Here is a 3,900-nt window from a genome sequence, read left to right as displayed (position 1 = left end):
ACGCCTACCTTCACACCACTCTCTTCCGCGGTTGCGGACCCGAAGGCCAAGAGGGCAGCGACGCACAGGCCACATGCCGCAATGTATTTCTTAAGGAACATGCTCAGTCTCCCTAGTAATGGATTCGAATGTGCAGGGCTTGGCGCCGAACAACTCGGCGCCTTCCACCGAGGAACTTGGGCCGGCAGCCAAGGAAGTGCCATTCTCGATCAGGCTGTCAACCCCCCCGAGGTACTGCGAGACGAATGCGAACGCGTCTCTCTTTGGCTGCAATCGACGGAACTTAGGCGGAACAAAGCTGACGCTGACCTGCTGCCCGGAAGGTCGCATAAAGCCCGGAGCAGAGGCGGGGTGACGTCCAAACCCGTCATGCACTGAGACTGAAACGGGACAACTTCACTCGGCCAGGTCACAGATCACTGGTTCTTCTGGAACTCCGTGGGTGAGACGCCTGTCCAGCGTTTGAAGGCTCTTGAAAAATTTGCTCCGCTAGAGAAACCAAGGATCTCGGCAATATCCTCATTCGAAACGGGGGCGTTCGAAGTCATGAGTTCCAGTGCCTTCTTTCGTCTAACCTCGTCACGCATCTGTTGGAAAGATGTGCCTAACCCATCGAGGGTGCGCTGCAACTCCTTCGGATTAACGCCGAGCAGGCGGGCAAAGTGATCTAGCCCGAATGCTCTTTCGCCGATACGCTCCAGGCAGAGGTTCGCGAGGAACTCCAGTTGGATTCTCCTTGAAGAGCTCTCTTTGAACTCTCCACGCGGGATCGATCTTATACTCCAATCCAAATCGAGGGGTATTTTCAACCATTCGGAGGGGAATGCGACCTGAATGCCGTTCCATCTTCGTCTCAGAATTGATGTCCCTGAAACAATATCCGAAGGAATTGCTTTGGTTTCTTGAGCTATGACCGAGATGCGGGATGAAGAGAATTCACTCTTAACTACAAGCCTCAGAAAGGTAACCCAGATGCTCACGGTAGCTGCATCTATATGAGTCATCGGAACGTCTGCGGTGAAATTTCGCTTCCCTATGATTGTGGTGAGATCGGCGTCAATTTTTAGTGAGTAAGTAATATTATTGAGCTGCTCCCTAAGCTCGAGGACGCAAAGCGGGAGGAACTCTGCCAGCGTATGAGATGCCGCGTAGCTCTGCCGCACGAAGGCAGGACCGGCCTTTACGAACTGCTCAGCGGCACGAGCCGCGAAGAATGGGTCGCCCAGGGCCTCGGCCATCTCGTGCACTGCACGATAGAGTGCGTTCCCGGTGATTAGGGTGGACGGGTCGGTGAGGTCGACGTGCTCGAGGGCAGCGGCTCTCAGCACGGTCGCAACGTTCCCCCCGCGTCGCTCGAATTCCTTAAGGAATGGCTGAAGCGTTAGCGCACGGTTGAAGGCGAGACGTCCCGGCATCTTTTGGCTTCCCTAAATGAGACCTCTTCAACCTGATGATACGAGCAGGACGCGACAGCCAATGACTGATCGCGCTTCCGAGGACATTTTTTGGACATCTCTGTCTCCAAGAGACATGGCATGGGCGGTCGAACAGCACAGTGTGGATTTTACCGGCCCTTGCGGCGACGATGCAGAGACGACGGCGCTTCTTTTCACGGACATCGGACATGCTCTTTAGAAAAATCCTCCCTTCGACCAGCGTTTTGGCCGTCGTTGTTGCGACTGCAGCATCGGCGCTCGCCAACGACGTCGTCATCCTGAACGGGCGCGTGATCGACCCGGAGACCGGGCTCGACGCGATCCGCAACGTGGCGATCGAGGACGGGCGGATCACCGCGGTCAGCGAGTTTCCGCTTGAGGGCGACGTTGTCGTCGATGCAACCGGCCACGTCGTGGCACCGGGCTTCATCGACTTGCACGCGCACGGTCAAAGCATCGGTGACTACCGCATGTACGTGATGCAGGGGGTGACTACCGCGCTCGAACTTGAATCCGGCGTCTTGCCGATCGGCGAGTGGTATGACGGTCAGGCCAAGAAGGGCCTGCCGATTAATTATGGCGCGTCGGCGGGCTGGACCTATGGTCGTATCGCGACCTTCGACGACACCGATCCGCTGGCAACTGTCGAATTCTTCCAGGAGGCTCAGACTGAGAGCGACTGGAAGATGAAGATCGCCGATGCCGACCAGTCGACGCGCATCCTGTCGCTCGTCGAGCAGGGGCTGAAGGAGGGGGGCCTCGGCATCGGTGTGAACGCAGGCTACGCGCCCGGATACGGCCAGAAGGAATACTTTGCGCTGGCAGAACTGGCCGAGCGCTATGGCGTCGCAACCTATACTCACGTCCGCTATGCCAGCGTCATCGAGCCGCAAAGCTCGTTCGAGGCGCTCAAGGAACTGATCGCGAATGCTGCGATCACCGGCGCGCACATGCACATCTGCCACATCAATAGCACATCCATGGCGGATATCGCCGACACGCTAGCCCTCGTCGATGAGGCGATGGCGAAGGGTATCAACATAACGGTGGAGGCCTACCCCTACGGCGCCGCCAGCACCGTCGTCGGAGCCGCCATGTTCACCGGGGCCGACTGGCGGGACCGAATGCAATCGACGTCCGAGAACTTCCAACTTGGTCAGGATCGCATGACCGAGGATCAACTTGCCGACTATCAGAAGAACAAGCCTGGCACCTTCATCACATGGCACTTCCTCGACGAGAGCAAGCCGGAGGACTTGGCCAAGCTCGACATGTCGGTGACCCACCCTGCGACCCTGATCTCTTCCGATGCCACGTTCTGGGCATATTTCGACGACGACGGCAACATCCAGACTTACACGGGTGATGAGTGGCCGCTGCCCGAGAAGGTCTTCGCACATCCGCGCTCTGCCGGGACGTTCGCGAAGGTCCTGCGCTCGTATGTACGCGAGCGCGGCGTGCTGTCGATGAGCGAGGCGATCCGCAAGATCTCGCTTCTGCCGGCGCAGACGCTGGGAGACTTCGTGCCCCAGATGCGGCGTAAGGGTCGACTCCAGGTCGGTATGGATGCCGACATCGTTGTGTTCGACCCTGAAACCATCGCCGACAAGGCAACCTTCGACAACGCCAATCAGCCGGCGGTGGGCGTACAGACCGTGCTAGTCAACGGCGGGTTTGCAGTTCGAGACGGGGCGCTTCTGGTGGATGCCGCCCATGGTCAGCCAATACGCAGGGATGAGCCTCAATAAATGCGCTTCCAAAGCATACAAGGGCAGAGGACACCGATGATCACGTTTCGATCGCTTGCTTCCACCGTCGCGTTGACATCTGCGCTTGTGGTTGCCGGTATCGCCAACGCTCAGGACTACGATCTCGTCATCTCCAATGGTCGCGTCATGGATCCGGAGACGCTCTACGACGGCGTCGCCAATGTCGGGATCTCGGATGGTCGTATCGTCAAGAGCATCAAGGAGCCCTCGACAAGTGCCGAGGAGATCGATGCCTCCATCCCGCCGCAAGGTGGGAATTGAGATGGCGAGCCTCCGTTTACGGCGCTCGGCCTTGTTCGCAACCATAGCCTGCTCTGCGATGGCTGCGTTGGCAACCTCTGCCTTGCCGGAGCCTAGGGGGATCACGTTCGCGGATCTGCCTGATCCCGCGGCACAGACTTTCGAGGATCCATTCCGTGAGATGGGCTTCGAGATGCTCGCTGAGCTGCGGACCGTGCTCCGGCTCGAAGAGCGTCTTGAAACGGGTGCTGTTGATGTCGACGCCCGCCCACGGCTGCAGGAACGATTGGACGAAGCGCGGAGCATTCTTGAGGGTGGTGTCAGACGAATGCGAACTCGTCTCAGTTTGCCGGCGAGCGCCGGATATCAGGTCGCGCTGAGCTGACGCCACTCCTCGAGTGCGGCGGTTCTGTTGACCTTGAAGATGTGCCGGCTTGAAAGGCTGCGTTCCTGAT

At 58.5% G+C, this 3,900-nt stretch carries 4 protein-coding genes; 3 read left to right on the top strand and 1 reads right to left on the bottom strand.

All coding sequences use genetic code 11. The features are described 5' to 3' along the window. Positions 1-416 precede the first annotated feature (416 nt). Complete coding sequence (locus M1105_RS20365; RefSeq protein WP_249582205.1) at positions 417-1,415, bottom strand: AraC family transcriptional regulator; 999 nt, start codon at positions 1,413-1,415, stop codon at positions 417-419. 209 nt (positions 1,416-1,624) lie between these two features. On the opposite strand from M1105_RS20365, the gene M1105_RS20360 reads away from it, so the two are divergent. The 3 genes from M1105_RS20360 (at position 1,625) to M1105_RS20350 (ending at position 3,830) form a co-directional block, all read left to right on the top strand. Then, positions 1,625-3,184 (top strand): amidohydrolase family protein, encoded by a 1,560-nt coding sequence (locus tag M1105_RS20360; protein WP_249582204.1) that lies wholly within the window; start codon positions 1,625-1,627, stop codon positions 3,182-3,184. A gap of 36 nt (positions 3,185-3,220) precedes the next feature. Then, a complete protein-coding gene (locus M1105_RS20355) occupies positions 3,221-3,466 on the top strand; it encodes a hypothetical protein (protein WP_249582203.1) in 246 nt (81 codons plus the stop codon). A gap of 160 nt (positions 3,467-3,626) precedes the next feature. Beyond that, positions 3,627-3,830 (top strand): hypothetical protein, encoded by a 204-nt coding sequence (locus M1105_RS20350; protein ID WP_249582202.1) that lies wholly within the window; start codon positions 3,627-3,629, stop codon positions 3,828-3,830. The last annotated feature ends 70 nt before the right edge of the window (positions 3,831-3,900 follow it).

This window comes from Thermohalobaculum sediminis (assembly GCF_023487995.1).
In the GTDB taxonomy this organism is placed as follows: domain Bacteria; phylum Pseudomonadota; class Alphaproteobacteria; order Rhodobacterales; family Rhodobacteraceae; genus Thermohalobaculum; species Thermohalobaculum sediminis.
Note: the sequence above shows the minus strand (reverse complement) of the source record. Positions and strands in the feature narration are given on the sequence as shown.

What these genes read in the sequence shown, in the direction of transcription:
- M1105_RS20350 (WP_249582202.1), top strand. Translation starts at nt 3,627, where the DNA reads ATGGGCTTCGAGATGCTCGCTGAGCTGCGGACCGTGCTCCGGCTCGAA.
- M1105_RS20365 (WP_249582205.1), bottom strand. Translation starts at nt 1,415, where the DNA reads ATGCCGGGACGTCTCGCCTTCAACCGTGCGCTAACGCTTCAGCCATTC.
- M1105_RS20355 (WP_249582203.1), top strand. Translation starts at nt 3,221, where the DNA reads ATGATCACGTTTCGATCGCTTGCTTCCACCGTCGCGTTGACATCTGCG.
- M1105_RS20360 (WP_249582204.1), top strand. Translation starts at nt 1,625, where the DNA reads ATGCTCTTTAGAAAAATCCTCCCTTCGACCAGCGTTTTGGCCGTCGTT.